The organism is Winogradskyella wichelsiae (assembly GCF_013403925.1).
Classification (GTDB): domain Bacteria; phylum Bacteroidota; class Bacteroidia; order Flavobacteriales; family Flavobacteriaceae; genus Winogradskyella; species Winogradskyella wichelsiae.
In genome coordinates, this window is record NZ_JABFDJ010000004.1 from 373,307 (window position 1) to 393,857 (window position 20,551).

The following is a 20,551-nucleotide window of genomic DNA, read 5'->3' on the forward strand; positions in this document are numbered from 1 at the left end:
TACAAGCCGAATTTATAAATTTTATTAATTATTTTATTTTTTGCGGGTTTGTAAAATTTAAAATTTTGGCGACTTATAAAAATACGCAAACCTTTATTTTAGTAACGACTCGTGCTATTTTTTATATAATGAGTTACCAATATTTTTTACAATACTAAATTCCAATCTATATTCCAATATCCAGAAATTTTATTGAAATTTGTTTTTAATTTGTCTGATTCATTTCTGTTAATTAAGAAATAATTAGCGTAATAGTAGGTTTCAATATCATTCTCTTTCTGAGTAACCAAAGTAATTAGCCTAATAAAATCTTTATCTAACCACCTATAGATCTCGGATTCATGCGTTTTAATTAGTTTAGGACTACCATATTCTTTTTCTAATACAGTTTTTAACGCTTTAAAATTCTTTTTGTCGTCTTTATATGAGAACGATACAGCTCTCAAGGATTGAAATTCATTATCATTATTGGATATCATATTTAATTGTTCAAATTTTATGTCACCAAAAGTTGCTAATGTGTCTTTAGTTTCCATTCCTTGCATTTCATATAACAATAAATACTCACTATCAGCAATATATAAGGTGTCTATACCTTCAACATTTTTATAATTTTTTAATAATTTATTTGAATACGCCTCGTCTGTTTTACCTTGATTGTATAATTCTAAAGATTTATTGTATGTTTCTATTTGTTCTTTATAAAAGTGATGTACGTCAATTTGTAATGGAAAGTTCTTTAGGTTTATTTTGGTTTTACCCAATTGTGGATTTTGAGCAGAGGAAAATAGAAAAGCAAAAAATATAAGCAACGTTAGGATTTTTTTCATTTGTTTTTTAAAATTACTGACAACTCATTATATAAAACTTACGTAAATGATATTCTAACCTATATAAGGTATATAATCTCTTTTCTACTTTATTCTTACAGTTCCTAAAATTAACAAAAAGTAAGAAGAACCCCGTACATAGAACCACGTATATCTTAAATAAAAGAAAGAAGTATTGAAGCAACTACAAAATAGACTTAGATCTAATCTCTCTTATCCACGTTTTTTTTTAATGTTTGTAATAACCAACCTTAGCATCTGGATTAAAATATATTGAATTGCCATTTTAAAATTCATTCAAACTGAAGAATTTTATACAAACCCCATACTGATTAAAATAAGCCTAATTTTAAATGTATTTTTACTTCTAATAAAGAGATTAAATATTTTTCAACTTTTGCTTTAACATTTTGGCTGCTGACGTATAACCTCCTTCTGTTCCATCTACAAAGTGCGAGTGTTTCGTCTTTCTGTCTAAGACATAACAAGACATTACAGAAGCGTGCGTGATATGAATACCATAAATGATTTTTTTGTCTTTTTCCAATTGATTTAGATAATCTGTAAAAAGATCAATTTTAGATTGTTCTGCCGTAAAAACAGTATTAATCATTCCATCTAGCATAAATGTATGTGACAATTGACCAATTTGTTTTAAATATTGTTTGCCATTACTAGAAAGATTTAAATAGAATTTACCCACAAGTGTTGAAAACCATTTTTTCAATAAATAACCAAAATTTTGTTTGGTGAGGCTAATCTTCATCTCCTCCCAGATATTCAGAATACTAAAATTTAATTTTAAATTATTCGATTTTATAGGTTGTCTGTTATTAAAAGCACCGAAGAACGTATCCATCTCACTAATAACTTCTCTATAAATAAGTCTTTGATCTGCTTCATTAATAGCATCTAATAACAAACAAACCACTTTTTTTTGGGTTTGAATAGGATTAATTTCTTTCCATCTACACTCCATACCTTCCAGATTTAAAAGCGCTTTTTCGAAATTAGTAGCATAACTCTCTTCAAAGTTAGTTTTAATAATTTCTTCTGCTTTTTTCAACCCATTACCTAACACAATAGGGATTGACAATTGGTCTGTTAGTTGATGTTTAGCTATTTTAAGACTGGTTTTTTGAGTCAATAAGTAGGCTACAGAAATATGCCCTACTCTTAATATTAAATTGGTATTCTTTTTAATATGAAGACTATAATTATCTAGAATCTTTATAATTTTATTTAAAAATAACGTTGGAATAATAAAAGTAGCACCGTCTCCTCCAAAAAAATAAGGTATTTCAATATTTTGCTTTTCTTTTCTTATAAAATTTAAAACGGATATTATAGCGCCTGTTGCAGTTAAGTTTACTTGATGGTGCTTTCCTTGATCTACAGCTAAAGTTGAATTTAAAATATCGACGACCACAACATGCCAAGTATTTGGAACTTCTGAAAAACAAGATTCATTGGCTAATAAATCTACAAGAGTTTCATTTGAGTTTTTTAGCTTATTATAATATTTTATGTCTTTCATTATTTTCAAATACTGAATGCTTATTTAGTGTTTAACTTGTTTTTTTCTTCCTAAGAACGCTTATACCTATTGAAAATTACGTTTTTGAAGTTATATATTTTATGAAGACAAATTTAAGACTAGTAAACAAAGCAACTAACTTTAATATCATTTTCTTAATGCTTTTAATATTCGTTCTTCATTTCTTTCCCCATGAATTACAACACATTAGTCGTACGTAAGTTAATGAATAAAAACCAATGATTTTTTATAAGAATAACAAAGACTCTTTTAAATAATATATATAAAGATTAAGTAGAGTTGATTGAATGTTTTTTTATCACTACACGCTCTTCTAATTTAATTAGGTCTCAATATTTAATAATAATTTCTTTTAAAATTAAACATCATCTTCAAATTTTCTATCATAAAAAAAAAGCACTTACATTTCTGTAAGTGCTTTTCAAAAAAATATAATTTCTGTAAATTAATTCACATCTGGAAGATGATTATAATTTTTGCTATAGTATAACATTTGTTCTGCAAATGCCTTTGACTGTGTTACTTTAATTGCTGTAATTTCGCCAGTTTCATTAGTTTCAGGAACTAAAATAGGATTTACAAAACCGCTGTAAGGTGGTGAAGGAAATTGCTTATTACGCTCTAAAACCTCTGCATGTAAATCTTGGTTTACTTTTACGCCATATCCTTCTACAAGAGCTTCAACAGCTGCGTAATCTCCTTCCGATTTAATGCGTTGTGTTTCTTTTAGTAACTGACCAAAAAGTTGGTGTAGTTTTTCATAATCATTAATGTTATAATACGTTTTGCCATCTCGGGTTATTTTTTCTATAACATTATCTGCCTTTCCTTTTTCAAAAGCCCAAGCAGAAACCCATTGTCTGTTTCTCATGTGTGCTTCTTCAACATCATCACCTAGATTTAAACGAATTAATTGAGTCATCAATCCATTTCTAATATAACCATCAAAAGCAGCTTTCCCTACTTTTTCCCAATCTTCAACTAAGCCTAAATCTTGTAATTTAGAATCGTATAAATAATAAAGACCTACTAAATCTGCACGTCCTTCTTCCAGGGTAGATGCATAATTTTTAAGCGTTTCTTTTGTTTCTCCAACTCCTGGGTTTAATTGTCCTGAAGCATGACCAATAACTTCGTGCAATGCTGTATGTAATTTATCTGCTATTTGTCCGTATTCTTCTTCTAATTGAATTTCTTCTTCATCGTTTGCAAATTCTTCTAAACGGCCTGTACCACCTGCATTATTGTATGCGTTAATTATGTTTCCTAAAGATACTGATTTACTTCCTACTGCTGCTCTAATCCAGTTAGCGTTTGGTAAATTAACACCGATTGGAGTGCTTGGAGATGCATCTCCAGCCTCACCAGCAACGTTAACAACTTTATAAGTAACACCAACAACACTATCCTTTTTATGTTGCTCCATTAAAGGTGAGTTATCTTCAAACCACTGTGCGTTTTCGGATAAAACAGCCATTTTTTCAGACATATCAAAATCATTAATCTGCACCACAGTTTCATAAGAACCTCTATAACCTAAAGGGTCGTTATAAACTTCAATAAAACTATTTATATAGTCTACATTTCCTTCTGTTGCTGCTGTCCAAGCTACATTATAATCATCCCAAGTTTGTAAATCACCTGTTTTGTAATACTTTATTAACAAAGCTAATGCATTACCTTGTGCTTCATTTTCGGCAACACCTTCTGCTTTTTCTAACCACTTTATAATTTCGTCTATTGCTGCTCCGTATAAACCGCCTGATTTATAAACTCGTTCTTTTACGACACCATCTTCTTTCACCAACTGTGAGTTTAACCCATAAGATAATGGCTTCTCTGGATTTGGAGACACTTTAGTTTTGTAAAAATCTGCAACGTCTTTATTTGTTACATTTGGACCATAAAAATTAACAGCAGACTCTAATACATTATCTACTCCTTTTGCTTGGTTTACTTTTTTAGCATCTTTATCATTAAATAGAATATCAAATGCTTCTCCTTCTAAAGTTGTGTTAGTTGCCGTTAATAATTCATTTAAGTAAGCTTTATCAAAAGCAGGCTTTAATTTAGCGTTAGAATAGTGATGATGAATTCCGTTACTAAACCAAACACGTTTTAAGTAACTTTCAAAATTAGTCCAATTTTCTGTTGTTTTATCTCCATTAAATGTGGTGTAAATATTTTCTAAAGCATGTCTAATTTTAAGATTATGTCTGTAATTCTGATCCCACATAATATCGCGACCAGCTAAACCAGCTTGTGTAAGGTAGTATACTAATTTTTGTTCTTTTAAGCTTAAATTTTCCCATCCTGGAATTTGATATCTCAAAATTTTAATATCAGCAAATTCCTCTACATTAACCTCAAAATCCGCCTCAACGGTTTCAACTACTTCTGTAGGTTCTACTTTTACATCGTCTTTACATGCCACTATTAATAAGGCAAAAAGACAAATTTTAAATAATGATTTTAAATTCATTTAATTAGTTTTTTGTTATTCACAAATGTAATACTTATATCACATATCATAAAATGACTATCTTTGAAAAACCTCTAAATATTCCCTAATAATGAAAGCTCTAAAATACATCATGTTACTCCTGCTAATCCTCGTTATTGGCGTTTCAATTTATGTAGCTGTACAACCTAATTCGTTTAAGGTTACACGAACTAGAACGATTAATGCACCTCAATCTGTCATTTATGATAATGTTATTGATTTTAAAAATTGGGAATCATGGAGCTCTTGGATAGAAAAACAACCCGATATAAAAATTACATTAGGAGATACAACAGAGGGTATTGGCGGATCTTACAATTGGAATGATAATGAAACGTTGGGACAGATACAAACAACTGCTACAGTACCAAAAACTTCAATAACTCAGGAAATGCAGTTTGGCGATTATCCGAAATCTAATGTCAATTGGACATTTAAATCTAATACAGATGGATCTACTGATGTTACTTGGAGTATTTCTGGTAAGGATTTACCTTTTGGATTTAAAATATTTGTTGCTTTTTCTGGAGGAATGGACAAACAAATTGGTCCGGATTACGAAAAAAGTTTAGAAAAATTAGACAGTGCAGTACAAGCAGAGATGAAAGTTTACAGTATTAAGACTGAAGGAGTAACCCAGCACAGTGGTGGTTATTACTTATATAACACAACCTCTTGTAAATTTAATGATTTTAAAGATAACATGACCGCTATGCTAGGCCAGGTAGGTTCTTATGCAATAACGCACAACGTTACCATGGCAGGAAAACCTTTTGTTTTGTACCATAAATGGGATGAAGAAAATAATGCTGTTATTTTTTCAGCGTGTATACCGACAAACTCTAGAATTCTTTCTGAAGAACCACATATTTTAACTGGTCAATTAGAATCTTTTAAAACTGTAAAAACGGTATTAAAAGGAAATTACACTAATTTGAAAGAAGCATGGAGTGTAACTATGAACTATATTGGAGAAAATAATTTAGAAATGATTGAAGGTGGTCCGATGCTCGAAACCTATCTTACAGATCCACAAGCAGAACCAAACCCTGCGAATTGGGTCACTGAAATTTATGTTGGAGTAAAGTAAATTTAAAAATCACAATTAATTCTAATGCCTTAATTAATAATAAAATTGAAACATCTTATACTTGTATTTCTTGGTGGTGGTTGTGGTAGTGTTCTTCGTTTTCTAATAGGAAAATGGCTTAACAATGCAGAAACAGGAATACCTTACGGCACCTTTGCTGCTAACATTTTGGGCAGTTTATTAATAGGAATTTTCCTAGGCCTTGCTGCTAAAAATGAAACTTTATCTCAAGGACAAACTTTACTTTTAGCGACTGGCTTTTGTGGTGGATTTACCACATTTTCTACGTTTGCTTATGAAAACCATATGTTTTTAAAATCGGGTGATTTTATGACTTTTGCGATTTATACGATTGCTAGTTTTGTGGTTGGCTTTTTAGCTGTGTTTTTAGGTATGTTTTTGGTGAAGTAATTTTATTGAAATTGTGATTTGATAAATAGACTATTATTACACTGAGGAATTTAGAGATTACACGGAGATTCACAGAGCGTTTTAGGAAACCTTTAAAATCTTACTTTTATTTATCAACTGTGAACTGTGAACTGTGAACTGTGGACTAAAAAACTAATCTCTCTTATAAAATCCTTTTTCCTTCAAAGCTTCGACTTCTTTTAGTATTGAAATAAAATTAGTTTCATCAATAGCTTCAACAGTTTTGTAACGTAATGATTTAACGACTTTACGGTTTCCTGAAATAAGATATTTATCCCACTTTTTAGATAAATGTGCCGAATGCCAAAAACCAACATCAACATAATCTCTACTCTGATTGATATAACAGATTGGCCTTTTTCCTATATAATAACAAGGCAATCTCCATTTATATAACAACTCTGCTTCAGGTAACGTATGTGTTATTAAAACTTGCAAATGCATTAAAATAGATTTGTAAGGCTCTTCTTGTTTTAAGATATGTGCTTCTGCTGGATTCAAATTATATTTTTATTTATGCTTTTCAAATTTAGGATTAATTTATTTTAGAAAAAAAAGACCTCATCAGTTTATAACAAATGAGGTCTTTTTTACAATACTTTATTATCCGCATTTAGAATACCCACAACTTTTACATTTTAAACATCCTTCTTCATATATTAAACCTTCAGGATCATTACAGCTAGGACACTTTTTATCCACAGCTTCTGTTCCTTCTGGTACAAACCGTTTTAAGGCTCTAGCTACACCGTTTTTCCATGTATTGATATGATCGTCGTATAAATTTAGATCATGAATTAGGCCAACAACATACGGAATTGGCATACCATGACGTAACACCCCAGAAATTAGCTTAGCATAATTCCAAAATTCTTTGTTAAATGATCGTGATAAACCTTGAATCGTTATTTTATAACCTTCATTATCTATATATTGAAAATCATATCTTGAAGATTCATCATCATTTCGTTGCTTAATAACCCAACCTTTTTCTACCCATTGAGGTAAATTAAAGGCATCTTTCATCTCTCCTGTAAAGATTTCATAAGGACGTCCTTCTACCAAACCGATAACAGCTAACCATTTTTCAGAATCATTATGAAAACGTACAATCTCTGCTTCTATTTTATCGGGTCGTTTTGCTATTAAAGTTTCAGTGGAAGCATTATTTTTTTCTTCTGGCTTTTCTTCTTTTGTAGCAACTAAAATTCCACTTCGAGAACCATCTCTATAAACCGTAATTCCTTTTAACCCTTTTTGCCAAGAATCTACATAAATATCCCCTACCAAATCTACGGTAACATCAGAAGCTAAATTAATAGTTGAACTAATTGAATGTGTGGTATATTTTTGAACTAAAGCTTGTAATTCTACTCGTTTTTTCCAATCTATCTCGGGGGCTGTTGCACCTGCATATGGACTATCTGCTATTTCAGTTTTCCCTGTGACATTCATCCAAGTTTCAAACTTTTTGTGATAGACGGTAAATTCTTCAAACGCATCGCCTAAATCATCAACAAAATCTACTTTTGAGTTTTCATCATTCGTATTTACTTTTCGTCGTCTTACATAAGAGAGTAAGAAAACGGGCTCAATCCCAGAAGAAACTTGTGCCAACATACTTAAAGAACCTGTTGGAGCCACTGTACTTATGGAAATATTTCTTCGACCGTGTTCCATCATTCTATTATAGATTTCAGGAAACTCGCTAGCTAGCATTTGAACAAATTCTGAAGTATCTTCAATATTTCTATTAAACACATCAAATTGACCTCTAGTAATCGCCATATCAATACTGCTATCAAACTCTGCAGTCATTTTAGTTTTCATAATTTCACCTACAGCAACTAGCGCATCATCCGTATCTATTTTTAGACCTAAAGCAGCAACAGCATCGGCTAAAGCTGTAAAACCAAGACCAGTTCGTCTTCCTTTTTTTCCTGTTTCATAGAGAAGGTTCCATAATTCTTTTTCAGTTCGTTTTACAGCATCTGGCTCTGGATCGGCTTCGATTTTTGCCAAAATACGCTCAACAGCTTCTAGTTCTAAATCTACCAAATCATCCATAAGACGTTGCGACTCGTAAGTCACTTCATAAAATTTCTTAAAGTTGAATTTAGCTTGTTTTGTAAAAGGCTCATCTACAAAACTGAATAAATTAATAGCGATTAATCTACAACTATCGCCACCTTGCATGGCAATTTCTGAACACGGATTGGTAGAGCTATTTTTAAATTCTGGATATACCGAAGAGGTGGAATATTTATGCTGTCTGTCCCAAAAAATCAATCCTGGCTCTGCTGTATTATGTGCACAAGTAATAATCTTATTCCATAAATCTTTAGCCTCAATCTCTTTAGTATATTTTGGATCTTTACTATCTATTGGCCATTGCAACGTAAATTTAGTATCGTTAACAACAGCTTCCATAAACTCGTCTGACAAACGAATAGAGATATTAGCCCCTGTTATTTTGGTTAGATCTTGTTTTACGGTAATAAAATCTTCTATATCGGGATGTTTTACGTCCATAGTTAACATTAAAGCACCACGTCTTCCATTTTGTGCAACCTCTCTTGTTGTATTAGAAAAACGATTCATAAAAGAAACGGCTCCTGTTGTAGAACCAGCGGCATTAGATACCAAAGCATCTTTAGGTCGTAATTCTGATAAATCTACACCAACACCACAACGTCTTTTAAATAATTGTGCCAATTGCTCATCGGTATGGCAAACGCCACCATAAGAATCTAAAACCGATGGCACCACAATACAATTAGATAAAGAGGCGATGACTTGCTTATTTCCTAAACCAAACATCACACTTCCTTGTGGAATAACGTATTTAAAATCTTTAAAAAGTTGGTAAATTTTAGTTTCGTCTAATGGGTCTCTATTTTTTCCGTACGCTGATAAACTTTCTAAAATTGTTTCTGTTTTTGCATATTTATTTTCAATTCTACCAAATTCTTTTGCCATTCTCTTATGCATATCATCTGGTGATTTTTCCAAATAATTGCCCTGCCTATCTTTTAGGCAATACTTGTTAATCCAAGTGGTTGCAGCAAGTTCATCGTTATTAAAATAAGATAGAGAAGCTTTTAAAACATTTTGATAAGTCTTTGATTTTGTGGACGAAACAGTTTCATTCATAACGGAATATATTTTGAAATATTTTTAGAATAACTACAAAGCTAGCGAACATAAAACCTCAAAACATGACAAAAATCATACTTGTTAATAAGTGAGAAAGATTGTTGATTAATTTAAAAAGTTGTAGAATCATGATGACTAAAAGCGAAATTTTAAAAGGCATTAATTAATCTAAAATCTTGTATAATTTAGTTTTTAAAACTGATACTTTTACAAATACACAGGCTAATAATAAAATATTAAAAATAAATTTGCTTCAATAGAATAATTTAATTTACTTTGCAATTCAAAGTACTTTAATTATGAGTGATAAGGATTACTTAAAAGATATTAGCGAGATTAAAAACCTGATGAATAAATCTTCTCGATTTATTTCATTGAGTGGCTTATCTGGAATCATGGCCGGAATCTATGCCTTAATTGGTGCTGCCATTACTTATTATTTAGTAGACACTTATAGTTATGGTACATTAATGCTAGACGGTTGGATTTTTAGATCGGTAATGTTAGTTTTAATTTTAGTCGCAGTGTTTAGTATAGCAACGGGGATTTTACTAACCACTAGAAAAGCAAAGAAAACGGGTGAGAAAATATGGGATAAATCCTCTAGGCGCCTAATCTTTAATTTCTTAATTCCTTTAATTGCTGGCGGTTTATACATCTTAATTATTTTATCTCAAGGCAGATACGGACAAACTGGTGGGCTTATGCTTATTTTCTATGGTTTAGCTTTAGTCAATGCTGCTAAATTTAGTATTGGTGACATTAAATATTTAGGATTTATTCAGATCACTTTAGGACTTATTGCAACGTTATATCCTGGCTATGGATTTTGGCTTTGGGTTATAGGTTTTGGGGTTATGCATATTATTTATGGGACCTGGATGCATTTTAAATATGACAGAAAATAATCCTTCAACATAAAAGCATAAAGAGAACGCAATACAACTATTGAATACTGAATTTTGAGCATTATAACCAACATAAATAAACTTTTTGATCATAGAATAAGACTTGGAATCATGTCTGTTTTAATGGTAAACGAGTATGCCGATTTTAATATGCTTAAAGAATTGCTGGGTGCAACCGATGGTAATTTAGCCAGCCATACCAAAGCTCTAGAAAAAGCAGAATATGTTTTAGTTGAAAAACAATTTATAGGCCGAAAACCTAACACTAGATACAGCGCCACAACATTAGGAAAAGCAGAGTTTAAAAAACATATTGAAGCTCTTGAAAAATTAATCAGAAAAACTTAGCACCCTTTCACTTTTATAAAATCTTTTTTTTACATATTTACTTTGAAAAACAAAGTACTTTACAACAACTAAAACCATATATAATGAACAGCACCGAAAACCAAAAACCAGAACCTCAAAAACAAATTCAGCAACCCAACAAATTCTCGCAATGGCTAAAAACGTCTATTACTGCCCGAATGATGATGGTTGGAGCCTTAATTTTAGTATTACTTATTCCTTTAAGTTATGTGAATATTTTAATAAGTGAACGCTCTTACCGACAAAAAGATGTGGTTAATGAGATTAATCAGAAATGGGGAAATGAAGTCTTAATTTATGGTCCAATTATAAAAATACCTTACAAATCGTATTCAGAAACTTCTACTTTTAATGAGAAGACAAAAACCTATTTAAAGGAAACTAAAACACTAATTAATTACGCTTATATTTTTCCAGAAAAACTACATGTAGATGCCGCTGTAAAATCTAAAACCATGTATTTAGGTAATTTTGAGTCTGCCGTTTTTACGTCTGACATGGCTTTAACAGGACGTTACCACCCCATAAATCTTGAAGGAAAAGGAATTAAAAATGAAGATATTATTTGGGAAAAATCTAGTATTCTATTTAAAACAAGTAATCTAAAAGGTATTAAAAACGAAATGGCTATAGTTATTAACGATAAATCTTATGCTTTTGAAACCAGCTATAACGAAAACTCATCTTTAAACAATTTAGATGAATTAGAAACAGCATTTTTAAATGAAGACTTACTGAAAGGTGATTTTAATTTTAATATGAATGTAACCTATGCCGGAAGTGAGCAAATACAAGTGATTCCTGTTGGTAAGACAACTACCATGGAAATGACTTCTAATTGGGCCGATCCAGGATTTATTGGAAATTATTCACCAGATGACGAAACAAGAAGTATTACCAAAGATGGTTTTAAAGTGGATTGGAAAGTGTTAGCGATCAATAGAGCATTTTCGCAACAATACTTAAATCAAGTACCGAGTTTGAGCCAATTTGCCTTCGGAACTAAATTTGTGGTCTTAGTAGATGAATATCAAAAAAGTGAACGTTCTGCCAAATATGGATTTTTAGTCATTGGACTTACATTTTTAATCTTTTTCTTAATCCAAACCATGAGTAAAATTCATATTCATGCATTTCAATATCTCATGATAGGCTTGGCGTTAATTATGTTTTACACCTTATTAGTTTCTATATCGGAACATAGTAACTTTTTAAAAGCTTATTTAATTGCAGGTGTTTCCGTAATACTATTGATAACCTTATACTCTAAATCTATTCTCAAGAATTTTAAATTCTCGGCATTAATTGGTTTATCACTTACAGCTTTATACGCCTTTATCTACGTCATTATTCAACTAGAAAACTATGCTTTATTAGTGGGTAGTGTTGGTCTATTCTTAATTTTAGCAATAGTGATGTTTGTGTCTCGTAAAATTGACTGGAATAACGGATAATAAATAAAACATCTCGTTCTACTTCTATCATACAAAGTAAAGCGAGATGTAGTTAAAAAATATAAATATGAAATTTCAATTCAATAAAAAATACCTCATCACAGCACTTACTTTATTTTTAATAGAATTAACCATAGCATTTACGCTTCATTCTGGTTTTATACGTCACACCTTTGGCGATTATCTGGTGGTTATTTTACTGTACGCTATTTTAAGAGGATGTACTAATTTAGGGGTTTGGACATCAAGCTTAGCAGTACTCATTTTTGCTTATACTGTAGAGTGTCTTCAACTCACACCATTTCTAACTTACTTTAATTTAGAACGCAGTTTTACTGCAAAATTAATTTTTGGTAGCACTTTTGAATTTAATGATTTAATAGCCTATACACTAGGTGTTATTACCATTTTAATACTAGAAACCAAAGTTTTAAAATTAGAAACTAAAGAAAACGCAAAACTATGGAAGCCTTAAAAACATTAATTCAAACCCGGTTTAAAACCTTAGCCTTAATTCTTGTTGCACTGAGTTTTAGTATTATTTTATTAATGATACGTATGAAACTTAACAAATCTTTTTTCTTTCTATTTTTAATTTGGAATGTATTTTTAGCCATTATACCGTACACAATTACGATGTACCTCGGCACTAAAACTCATTTAAGTAAATTAAAATTAGTCTTTGGGTTTGTAATTTGGTTATTATTTTTACCTAATGCTCCATATATTATAACAGACCTTATTCATATTAGAATTGGTAGTAAATCTCTTTTATGGCTAGATGTCTTAGTCGTTTTATCTTTTGCTTTGAGTGGCTTATTTCTTTTTTATCTTTCTATTATAGATATGCAGAAATTAATGAATTCAACGTTTAAAAAAATTCCTATAAAAACAATAACTATAACTATTCTCTTTCTATGTGGATTTGGAGTCTATCTAGGTCGGTTTTTACGTTATAATTCTTGGGAAATTATAAGTCAACCTCATTATTTATTTATGGATATTCTGAATATAATTATAACACCTTTTCAAAACATAAATGCATGGTTGTTCACTTTAGGTTTTGGAATGTTCTTAGTGGTTGGGTTATGGATGTTTAAAAACATAACGTCTTTTAAAAATTAGCCTTTTTAATGAAGTTTATAATTTTTGAATGACGTTATAGTAGGTGTCTTTTTTTTTTTAGATTGTTAATAAAATATTACTCTTTTCCATTTACAAAATCCTGTAAATAATTAAAACGCCTAGTGAGTTTACCATTCTCGGTCATTTTTGCGCGTTTCAATATCTCTCTTTCATCGTTATTAAAAAATGCTGGAATTACATGTTCTAAAAATGCTTCACCAAAACCTTCACTCGCATCTTTTGGCAATTCACATGGTAAATTATCTACAGCCATAACGGTTATAGCACCTTCGGCATCATAAGCAACTTCTTTTTCCGTTTTAATATCGTAACCATAAAAAGGATCTTCAATTGTTGAAGGTCTTAAGGTGCTTGCAACAGGACCATCGATATCACAAGATACATCAGCTAATAAATTAATTCTAAAATCAGTATCTTTAGCTTCTTCTCTTGTAAAAAAATATGGTGCATTATTACCATAAAAATGACCTGCAATAAAATAATCTGTTTCTTTTGCATAAGGCATAAAGTTACTTTCGTAACCCGAGGGATCTTTATAAAACTTATAACGATCTCCTACTTTACCATCAATGCGTTTAGAGTACTCCATAACATCAGCCGTTCCATAAACAGGCTCTGTAAATTGCGATGTTAAATACAAAGCGTCACTAATATGTTTAATCTCTAAATGGTCTAAAATTTCTTTAGCTCCATTAGCAACTTTACCTGTACCTGATAATAAAATCTTAATATTAGGGATTGTTATTTTATCTAATTCCGCTTTTACGGCATCTAAATCTGCAAGTGTTTCTACTTTTGGCAATGTAAACAGACCATCTCTTAAACCTAATGCTCTAAAACCATTATAAGCACCAACTAAACCTGCGTAACGACCGAAACCAATAAGACGAGCTCCTGTTTTTCTTACAATAGTTTCATGATCGTACATTTCTATATTTTTATCTAACATAGTCTTCAACAATTCCCTGTTGTAAGGCTGTTTTTTAATTGTATGTGAGAAAAAGAAATATTTTTTATTCGGAATTAGATTTTCAATCGGTACTTCTTTTACTCCAATCATTACATCTGCGTACGATACATCGTCTAAAACTTCAAAACCAAAAGCTTTATATGCTTCATCTGGAAATATGCGAATATCAGAAGACTCAACAATAAATGTAGCTTCAGGAAAATGTGTTCTAGCTTCAGCTAAATGCTTTGGAGAAAAAACCACACGTCTATCTGGTGGATTTTTACGTTCTTTTATAATAGCAAATGTCATATAAAGATGGAGTTTTATATTCTTATTAAATAGAATATATTGTTTTCACGAAAATAATGTGATTAATATTTATGAGCAAATTAATCTTATTTAACATCGTATACTAATTACCTCAATGTATTTCAATTTTAAAGCAACTTCTAAAACTTTTTTTGAGATAGAAAAAGAGTAATAACAATACACAATTAAATAAACAAAGTATCTTCTTATTCATTTATCATTCAAATGAATACAACATAAAATTTCTTGAAATAGGTTGATTTATTTCGAAATAAAAAAAAGAACTAAAACACCTCATTATTTCAAAATTAATTACACTTAACATTTAGATAAAACACTGTAATAACAAAGGTTAAAGTAACATTTATATAATAGTAAAGTAATCCCTTTGCTTGTTCTCAATTGTAGTTTTGAGTTCATTAACTAAAACAAAAAAAATGAAAAAAATTACTTTATTACTGATCTTATGTATTACAATAACGTTGACTACAAATGCACAATGTTTTGATGGTTCTGGTGGACATTGGCCAGGCGGAACTGTTGCTATGGAAAACACAGGTTATGCTGAAACTATTGTAATTGATACTTGGCCAAATTCTGAGTATTCTTTAATTGGAAATCTTACACCAGGCTATGAATATTCTATTTCTGGAGATAACCCTATACATATAACTGTTACAGAAAATGATGATACTGTAATTGCTCATGGTATGAATCCTTTAGTTTTTACGGCACCGGCTGGAGTGACAGAAATTACTATTTATTGGCATATTGATGCTGATTGTGGTAATGATGATACATCTACATTTACCACTATTCAATGCGTAACTTGTTGCCCTAATGATACTGCCCCAGAGCTGGCAACAGCACCTAGTCCTACTGATTTAGCATCTAACGTAGAACTTCAAACAACTGATGCTTCTGTAGCTTTTAATTGGACAGCTTCTACGACTGAAGGTACAAGTGTATTTTACTTAGACACTGTAAATCCTCCAACACAAGCTTACCCTGATTTTGAAAATGGTGATTCTTTTTCAAATTTAGAACCAGATACAACATATTATTGGAGTGTAGATGCCACCAATTGCATGGGATCAACTACTGGTACTGTTTGGAGTTTCACTACGGACAGCACATTATCTATTGAGGATAATGTATTTGAAGCGACTAGCATTTATCCAAATCCAACTTCTGGAATTTTAAACATTAAATCTTCTGAAGCTATTGACAACGTTACTGTATTTAACTTATTAGGGCAAACAGTAGCTCATTTTGATAAAGATGCTATTACAGATTCATCTGTTAACTTATCTGAGTTATCTAAAGGGCTTTATTTAGTAAAAGTTTCTTCAGGAAATAACACACAGACGTTAAGAGTTACAAAGGATTAACACAAAAATATATCTATAGAAGAGTTTATAAAGAAAACCCAGTGGATCATTAGATTCACTGGGTTTTTAATAAAATATGTTTTTGAATGATTTTATTCTTGTTGTGAAGCTTCTGGCTTTAAAATAAACTCAGCATAATTACTCATATTAAAATAAGTATTAGCTGCATCTTTAAACATATTAGAGTCAATATTATTTATTTCTGCTTCAGAGTCTAAAATAGATTCTAATTTTAAATCATATTTAACTGCTTCTCTTAATTTATTTATCCAGTAGGCATTGATTTCTAAGAACTCTTTATAATTAGCTAATTCAGCCTCTTTTATTTTATGCAGATCCGCTTCTGTAGCTCCATCTTTTTGGATTTTTTCAATTTCTTCCAAAACTTTACTCACTAATTTCTCTACATTATTTGGGTCGCAAGTAAAACGTATATTCATTCTATACCAACCGTAAGGTATGTCGGATGCATAACCAGCAACTTGTACGCCATAAACACCAGACATTTTTTCTCGCATTTCTTCAGTAAGTTTAATTTTAAGCAATTTACCAAGTAAACTTAGTTTCGTCTTTTCTTTAAGAGAAAAGTCAAAATTATTAGTAAATCGCATGTCTACAATACTTTTATCTTCAACTCCTTTTAAAAACGTCTTTTTAACAACTGTATTAGTATAGCGCATTCCAATATCTTTCCATGTGCTCTCTTTTTCTAGATCCGATGGCAGACTTCCTAAGTATTTTGTTGTAAACTCTTTTAAATTTTTAAGATCAAAACTTCCAACAAAAACAAAGGTAAACCCATTAGCTGATGCCAAACGCTCTTTATAAAACTCAAATGCCTCGTCGATATTTAATCCATCCTCAATCTGTTGTACTGTTAAAGGCATTCCTCTAAGATGGCCTTTGGTTATAATTTCACTTATCTGATTATCAAAGAAATTCCCTGGACTTTTATCTTGATCTTTATAAATGGATTTTAAGTTTGCTTTTTTCGAATTAAAAACACCTTCGTCCTTGTTCGGGTTTGTGATATACAAATTGACCATTTGCAACATGGTCTCTAAGTCTTTTGACGAACTTGAACCAGAGAATAAATCATCGTAGAACGTAATGTTTGGAGTAACTTTTACTGTTTTCCCCATATTCAATTTGTTGAGGTCTGTTTCAGATATTCCATTAACACCACTAGAGCCTATAATATTTCCTGCATTTCTAGCTGAAACATATAGAGAATCTGGGGCCAAAGAACTTCCTCCTGGTCTAAATCCACTCATGGAAATTAAGTCGTTCTGAAATTTAGTAGGCTTAGCAATTATAGTGATTCCATTTGCTAGTTTCCACGTCGTAACATCAACATCTTCGTTATAGGTTTCGCTAATAACTTTTCCAGGCTTTGGCTCATTGGTCATTAATTTAATATCACTAAGCTCGTCTTCATAAGCTTCAAGAGGTTGTAGACTAACCTTTTTAAGTATATCTTCAATGTCTTCTTCGGTAGGTAATTTCAAATTTTCTTTGTCAATAGCATTTAATACGACTGCCACATTATCCTCTTTTATCCATTCTTTACTTAAATTATTGATCTCTTCAACTGTAACCGTTGGAAAAATTTCTTTATAAAACTGATAAATAAATTCATCACTGGGAATGGCTTTATTATCTGTAAAATTATCTATATACTGTTCTATATAATATTTTGTTGAAATTTTACCAGTCTCTTTTCTACGCATATCTGCACCGTTTAACAACTGTTCTTTAAAACGATTAAGCTCTGTATTAGTGAATCCAAACCTTTTAACGCGTTCACTCTCTACTAATAATGCTTCGATACCTTCTGGTATATTATTTTCTTTAAGACTCGCTTTTAATAAAAAAGCATCTTTATTCCCTAAAAAATTACCAATACCAGCTATTGCACTTAAGAAAGGTGCATCAGGTTGTAGTCCAATTTCATTTAATCTTTGACGTAACATTGCGGAATACAAATATTTTAAGACCTCATTACGATAGTCATTAAGTGTTACTACTTCTGTTTCATCTTTTTTGCTATATAAAGAAATACTCACACCCGAAGCTTCTTTATCTGTAATTACAGTAATAACAGGTTCTTTGTTATCAGGGATCTCATAATAAACTCTTTCTTTTGGGGTATCAGTAAGTTGAATACCTCCGAATAATTCTTTTACTTTTTTCTCTGTTTTAAGCACATCGAAATCTCCCACTAATACCAAAGCCATTAAATCTGGACGATACCAATCTTTGTAGAAACGCTTCATGGCATCATATTCAGAATTTAAAATAACATCTGTTGTACCGATTGGTAATCGCTGAGCATATCTCGAATTATTGGTTATTTTGGGGATAGACTGATAATACATACGCATTGGTGCACCACTTCTGGCTCTAAGCTCTTCTGCCACAATTCCTCTTTCATTATCAATCTCTTCATCTTCAAAGGTAATACCATCTGCCCAATCTCTTAAAACCTGTAAACTCGTATTAAACGTTTCTTCATCGGTTGGCACAGATAATTTATAAACCGTTTCATCAAAACCAGTGTGCGCATTTAAGTCAGCCCCAAATTCAACACCAAGGCCTTGTAAATAATTAATAAGTTCATTTTTCTCGAAACTTTTAGTTCCATTAAAAGCCATGTGCTCTACAAAATGCGCTAAACCTTGTTGGTCATCTTCCTCTAAAATAGAACCTGCATTGATAACAAGTCTTAATTCTGCTTTATTTTTAGGTTTTGAGTTTTGCTTTATATAATAAGTTAACCCATTTGCCAGTTTACCTATTTTTACTGTTGGGTCCGTAGGTATTTTACGCTTTAAATCCTTCATTTGAGCCGACAGACTAAAACTTAAAAAGAGCAAAAGTGTTATTAAAATTACTGTTCTATTTTTCATGAATTGTTGTTATTAAAATTATTTGTAAGCCTTAAAATTTTTCAATATTATTCTAATGGATAGCTTAATTAGTAAGTATCCATCGTAGTAAAAACATAAATCATTTGTAAAAACAGAGCCTTAAATTCTTCGAAAAGAAAATTAAAACTCTGCTAGGGGTAATCTATTGAGACTAATCAATTTTAGTTATTCGTAACCAGGGTTTTGATCTGCAAATGTAATGGAGCCATTACCATTTATCTCCTCTTCAGGAATAGGCAGAATATACTGGTTAGAGTTTATTATAGAAGGTTTAAGCGTCATCGCTTTATTAAAACGAATCGCTGCAAACCATTCACTTCCGTTCTCAAACGCAAGCTCTCTTGCTATTTCATTAAAAATGTCGTCTTTAAGTTCCTCGATATTTGCAGCTGAAGCATTACCAATACCTGCGCGATTTCTAATAACATTTAAAGGTGCACTAGCATCAGCTAAAGATGCACCACTAAAAGCTAAGCCTTCTGCTTTTATTAAATACATCTCTGCAAGACGCAAAAAATAAGTAGGTCTAAACACCGCTTCATTATTTGTTTTCAAAATATCAGAATCGTTATAAGTAAAATCCTTTCTAGGATCCGTATCCATAATAGTAGTGAACCAATTATCAGTTGGAGGAATACCAGAATAAAAGCGTTTACGATTGTTATCTTCTGTATCTGAATTTGCATCTCGGTACGTCATTAAAATCATTTCTGAAGAATTTAAACCTTGACTAAAAACAGATTCAAAATCGGGCTCTAAGCTTGTTGTACCATCGTTAATCACTTGGTCTGCTAAAGCTGCGGCTTCTGCATATTTACCTTGATATAACAGCACTTTTGCTTTTAAAGCTTTTGCAGCTGTTTTTGAGGCACGATAGGTTACTGAATAATCTGGGGCATCTAAAATGGCGGCATCTAAATCTAATAGTATTTGCTCATAACATTCTGCAACCGTATTTCTTGCCTTATCTCTAGTAACAAAATTACTAGGCTCAGTACGCAAAACAATACCTAAATTACTGCTTTCATCAAAAAACTGACCATAATATCTAAGGGCATCAAACGTGCTCATTGCTCTTAAAAAACGTGCTTCTCCAACAATTTCTTTTCTAGAAGATTCTGAAATTAAATCCCCAGAAAGTTGGTTGGTTTGTTCTATCGTATTATTTGCAATATCCATTGTTTTATAAAACATTAACCAATAATCTCTCACATAGATGTTATCAAAAACTAAGGAATTACTAGAAAATTGGATATGATTTGTTCCTAATCCAGAACCACTCATAGAGCCTATCATAGCACTTGGAATTAATTCTGAAAACATATAATACTTGTCGTTAGCATTAGAAGTTATTGTTGTATAAACACCATTTAATAACGCTCTTGCATCTGTTTCGCTTTCTACCACATTTTCTTCCACTAAATTATTTGGGGGGTCATTTTCTAAAACATCTACTAATTCACAAGATGTAAAGAGACCTATAAATAGGATATAAAAAATTCTTTTTTTCATAATGTTATTGT

16 protein-coding genes are annotated in these 20,551 nt (G+C 31.2%); 8 read left to right on the forward strand and 8 right to left on the reverse strand.

Annotation, left to right across the window (positions count from 1 at the left end; translation table 11 throughout):
- Window positions 1–146 precede the first annotated feature (146 nt).
- The 3 genes from HM985_RS10890 to HM985_RS10900 form a co-directional block, all read right to left on the reverse strand.
- A complete protein-coding gene (locus tag HM985_RS10890) occupies window positions 147–830 on the reverse strand; it encodes a hypothetical protein (RefSeq protein ID WP_179376278.1) in 684 nt (227 codons plus the stop codon).
- Window positions 831–1,209: 379 nt separating this feature from the next.
- Window positions 1,210–2,367 carry a DUF3095 family protein gene (locus HM985_RS10895; RefSeq protein ID WP_179376279.1) on the reverse strand — a complete coding sequence of 386 codons (1,158 nt, stop codon included), beginning with the start codon at window positions 2,365–2,367 and terminating at the stop codon, window positions 1,210–1,212.
- A gap of 466 nt (window positions 2,368–2,833) precedes the next feature.
- A complete protein-coding gene (locus HM985_RS10900) occupies window positions 2,834–4,870 on the reverse strand; it encodes a dipeptidyl-peptidase 3 family protein (RefSeq protein ID WP_179376280.1) in 2,037 nt (678 codons plus the stop codon).
- 91 nt (window positions 4,871–4,961) lie between these two features.
- On the opposite strand from HM985_RS10900, the gene HM985_RS10905 reads away from it, so the two are divergent.
- Window positions 4,962–5,981, forward strand: coding sequence for an SRPBCC family protein (locus HM985_RS10905; protein WP_179376281.1), 1,020 nt, complete (start codon window positions 4,962–4,964; stop codon window positions 5,979–5,981).
- Between the two features lie 45 nt (window positions 5,982–6,026).
- Entirely contained in the window at window positions 6,027–6,392 is a 366-nt protein-coding gene (crcB, locus tag HM985_RS10910; protein WP_179376282.1) for a fluoride efflux transporter CrcB, read from the forward strand.
- A 153-nt stretch (window positions 6,393–6,545) separates the two neighbouring features.
- Here the strand turns inward: crcB and HM985_RS10915 are convergent, their stop codons facing one another.
- Both HM985_RS10915 and HM985_RS10920 read right to left on the reverse strand, forming a co-directional pair.
- Entirely contained in the window at window positions 6,546–6,914 is a 369-nt protein-coding gene (locus HM985_RS10915) for a DUF1801 domain-containing protein (protein WP_179376283.1), read from the reverse strand.
- 102 nt (window positions 6,915–7,016) lie between these two features.
- Window positions 7,017–9,566, reverse strand: a complete 2,550-nt coding sequence (locus HM985_RS10920; RefSeq protein WP_179376284.1) for an adenosylcobalamin-dependent ribonucleoside-diphosphate reductase — start codon at window positions 9,564–9,566, stop codon at window positions 7,017–7,019.
- Between the two features lie 302 nt (window positions 9,567–9,868).
- Between HM985_RS10920 and HM985_RS10925 the strand changes: the two genes are divergently transcribed.
- The 5 genes from HM985_RS10925 (at window position 9,869) to HM985_RS10945 (ending at window position 13,425) form a co-directional block, all read left to right on the forward strand.
- Window positions 9,869–10,477 (forward strand): hypothetical protein, encoded by a 609-nt coding sequence (locus HM985_RS10925; protein WP_173586615.1) that lies wholly within the window; start codon window positions 9,869–9,871, stop codon window positions 10,475–10,477.
- 54 nt (window positions 10,478–10,531) lie between these two features.
- A complete protein-coding gene (locus HM985_RS10930; protein ID WP_173586614.1) occupies window positions 10,532–10,825 on the forward strand; it encodes a winged helix-turn-helix domain-containing protein in 294 nt (97 codons plus the stop codon).
- An 83-nt stretch (window positions 10,826–10,908) separates the two neighbouring features.
- Window positions 10,909–12,300 (forward strand): cell envelope integrity protein CreD, encoded by a 1,392-nt coding sequence (creD, locus tag HM985_RS10935; RefSeq protein WP_179376285.1) that lies wholly within the window; start codon window positions 10,909–10,911, stop codon window positions 12,298–12,300.
- 67 nt (window positions 12,301–12,367) lie between these two features.
- Window positions 12,368–12,775 (forward strand): ribosomal maturation YjgA family protein, encoded by a 408-nt coding sequence (locus HM985_RS10940; RefSeq protein ID WP_179376286.1) that lies wholly within the window; start codon window positions 12,368–12,370, stop codon window positions 12,773–12,775.
- Entirely contained in the window at window positions 12,763–13,425 is a 663-nt protein-coding gene (locus HM985_RS10945; RefSeq protein WP_179376287.1) for a DUF1361 domain-containing protein, read from the forward strand. Before HM985_RS10940 ends, HM985_RS10945 begins: the two co-directional genes overlap by 13 nt.
- Before the next feature lie 76 nt (window positions 13,426–13,501).
- On the opposite strand, the gene HM985_RS10950 is transcribed toward HM985_RS10945, so the two are convergent.
- Entirely contained in the window at window positions 13,502–14,707 is a 1,206-nt protein-coding gene (locus HM985_RS10950; RefSeq protein ID WP_179376288.1) for an NAD(P)-dependent oxidoreductase, read from the reverse strand.
- A gap of 437 nt (window positions 14,708–15,144) precedes the next feature.
- On the opposite strand from HM985_RS10950, the gene HM985_RS10955 reads away from it, so the two are divergent.
- On the forward strand, window positions 15,145–16,098 hold the full coding sequence (locus tag HM985_RS10955; protein ID WP_179376289.1) for a T9SS type A sorting domain-containing protein: 954 nt from the start codon (window positions 15,145–15,147) through the stop codon (window positions 16,096–16,098).
- 92 nt (window positions 16,099–16,190) lie between these two features.
- Here HM985_RS10955 and HM985_RS10960 read toward each other — a convergent pair whose 3' ends face one another.
- Both HM985_RS10960 and HM985_RS10965 read right to left on the reverse strand, forming a co-directional pair.
- The gene (locus tag HM985_RS10960; RefSeq protein WP_179376290.1) at window positions 16,191–19,007 is read right to left on the reverse strand and encodes a M16 family metallopeptidase; all 2,817 of its coding nucleotides are present in this window, start codon (window positions 19,005–19,007) and stop codon (window positions 16,191–16,193) included.
- 186 nt (window positions 19,008–19,193) lie between these two features.
- Entirely contained in the window at window positions 19,194–20,540 is a 1,347-nt protein-coding gene (locus HM985_RS10965) for a RagB/SusD family nutrient uptake outer membrane protein (protein WP_179376291.1), read from the reverse strand.
- Between the last annotated feature and the right edge of the window lie 11 nt (window positions 20,541–20,551).

Excerpts from the sequence above, each read along its gene's own strand:
- HM985_RS10900 (WP_179376280.1), bottom strand. The coding sequence starts at position 4,870 with ATGAATTTAAAATCATTATTTAAAATTTGTCTTTTTGCCTTATTAATA.
- HM985_RS10960 (WP_179376290.1), bottom strand. The coding sequence starts at position 19,007 with ATGAAAAATAGAACAGTAATTTTAATAACACTTTTGCTCTTTTTAAGT.
- HM985_RS10940 (WP_179376286.1), top strand. The coding sequence starts at position 12,368 with ATGAAATTTCAATTCAATAAAAAATACCTCATCACAGCACTTACTTTA.
- HM985_RS10950 (WP_179376288.1), bottom strand. The coding sequence starts at position 14,707 with ATGACATTTGCTATTATAAAAGAACGTAAAAATCCACCAGATAGACGT.
- HM985_RS10890 (WP_179376278.1), bottom strand. The coding sequence starts at position 830 with ATGAAAAAAATCCTAACGTTGCTTATATTTTTTGCTTTTCTATTTTCC.
- HM985_RS10920 (WP_179376284.1), bottom strand. The coding sequence starts at position 9,566 with ATGAATGAAACTGTTTCGTCCACAAAATCAAAGACTTATCAAAATGTT.
- creD (WP_179376285.1), top strand. The coding sequence starts at position 10,909 with ATGAACAGCACCGAAAACCAAAAACCAGAACCTCAAAAACAAATTCAG.
- HM985_RS10905 (WP_179376281.1), top strand. The coding sequence starts at position 4,962 with ATGAAAGCTCTAAAATACATCATGTTACTCCTGCTAATCCTCGTTATT.
- HM985_RS10925 (WP_173586615.1), top strand. The coding sequence starts at position 9,869 with ATGAGTGATAAGGATTACTTAAAAGATATTAGCGAGATTAAAAACCTG.
- HM985_RS10945 (WP_179376287.1), top strand. The coding sequence starts at position 12,763 with ATGGAAGCCTTAAAAACATTAATTCAAACCCGGTTTAAAACCTTAGCC.
- HM985_RS10955 (WP_179376289.1), top strand. The coding sequence starts at position 15,145 with ATGAAAAAAATTACTTTATTACTGATCTTATGTATTACAATAACGTTG.
- HM985_RS10895 (WP_179376279.1), bottom strand. The coding sequence starts at position 2,367 with ATGAAAGACATAAAATATTATAATAAGCTAAAAAACTCAAATGAAACT.
- HM985_RS10965 (WP_179376291.1), bottom strand. The coding sequence starts at position 20,540 with ATGAAAAAAAGAATTTTTTATATCCTATTTATAGGTCTCTTTACATCT.